At 72.2% G+C, this 1,735-nt stretch carries 2 protein-coding genes; both read left to right on the forward strand.

The features are described 5' to 3' along the window. Positions 1-1,253, forward strand: a 1,253-nt coding sequence (locus tag AB1609_23025; GenBank protein ID MEW6049308.1) for a VWA domain-containing protein, incomplete at its 5' end; no start/stop codon positions are given. Between the two features lie 220 nt (positions 1,254-1,473). After that, positions 1,474-1,735: LapA family protein (locus AB1609_23030; GenBank protein MEW6049309.1), on the forward strand; the 262-nt coding region annotated here is incomplete at its 3' end.

Below are 1,735 nucleotides of genomic sequence, written 5' to 3' on the forward strand. Positions count from 1 at the left end.
GGGAGGAGATACCGGAGGCCGGCTCCCGGTCGCCCCAGGTGCAGGCCAGCCGGCAGATGGAGGCGGCCCTGGAACTGGCCGAGGAATTGGGGAGCGTGGGAGACCTCCAGGAGGCCCTGGACGCCCTCGCCACCGACGACGGCATGCGTACCCTGGTCATGAAGCTGGCCAGTTCCCACCGCTCGGTCTCCCGTTTCCTCGAGCAGCTGGAGCAGCGGGGGTTGGCCCGCCGGGAGGGCTGGAAGGTCACCCTCACTCCGGCGGGGATGGCCCTGCGGCAGCTGGTGCGGGAACGGCGACGCGAAATCGAGCTGGAGTTCCGCAAGCTCCTGCGCCGTATCCCCGCTCCAGCCCCGGCACCGGCCCGCCTCAACCGCCGCCCGGAGGGCCGTCCCGTACAGGGGCGGGGCCCCGCCATGCGACCCGCACCCGTGGAGAGGGGCGAGTGGGCGCGGGAACTGGCGGTTACTGAAACGGTGGTGGAGTCGGTGCGGCGGCAACTCCTGCTCCCGGTCGTGGGGGCCGGCCTTCACGCACCTCACGCGGTGCTGCCACCCGCCGCCTCCCGCCCCCACCCGGGGCCGCCCGGCACGGGGTGCCCCGCGGACGGCCTGCGCGGGGTACCGGGTCGGGAAGGGCGGGGTGAGGCCGGGGGTGTGGTGCTGCGGCCCGAGGACCTGCGGGTGTGGCGCCACCGGCCCGGCAACCCCATGGATATCTGCCTGCTCATCGACGCCTCCGCCAGCATGGCGGGGCGCCGGTTGCGGGCGGCCAAGTTCCTGGCGCAGCACCTGGTGCTGGCCACCCGCGACCGGGTGGCGGTGCTGGTGTTCCAGGAACGCCGGGTGGAGACCTACGTGCCCCTTTGCCGCAGTTTCTCCCGGGTGGAACACGGACTCTCCCGGATCGCCGCCCTGGGACTGACGCCCATGGCGGAAGGGATCGTGGGAGCCCTCGACTACCTGCGGCGTACGCGGGCCAGGAACCCCGTCTTGCTGCTCATCTCCGACGGCATTCCCACCGTGCCCAAGTGGACCCTCGATCCCCTCAGCGACGCCCTGGACGCCGCCAGTCGCATACCCCAGGCGCGGGTGAACTTCGCCTGCATCGGGCTGGAACCTAACCGTGCCTTCCTGGAGGGCCTGTGCCGGCGGGCGAACGGGCACCTTTACATCGTCGACGAGCTGGACAAGGAGTCCCTGGTGGCCATAGCCCACGCGGAAAGACGCCGCGTGCGCGGCCTCACCGCCTAGGCCCGCCCCGCCGACCGGTGCCCGCCCCACCGCGCGGGCCCCGCGCAAGACCGGCCTGGCCCGCCCCACCGTGCCGGCCCCGCGCAGGACGGGCCTGGCCCCTGCCCACCGTGCGGGCCCCCGCCGGGAGCGGGATGCAGGCGCTTGCCGGCGAGGCGGGAGGAATGGGGGGCAAGGGTGGCGAATGGCTTGCCAAAAATGTCCTAGGGGGGCGAAGGTCGTGAGCTGGGCCTGGCTGTTGTGGTCTGTGGCCGCTGTCCTGCTTGCCCTGTTTGCGGGCCAGAACACAGACCTGGTGGTCATCCGTTTTCTGGGTTGGGAGGTCCGTACCTACCAGGCCCTGGTCATAGTGGGCGCCGCCGCGGCAGGAGTCGTGCTCACCGCTCTCAGTGCACTCCCCCAGCGGGTGCGGGCGTACCTGCGAAGCTCCGACCTGCAGTCCCAGGTGCGCAAGCTCGGGGAGGAAAAGCAAGCCCTGGACG

This window comes from Bacillota bacterium (genome assembly GCA_040754675.1).
GTDB lineage: Bacteria > Bacillota > Limnochordia > Limnochordales > Geochordaceae > Geochorda.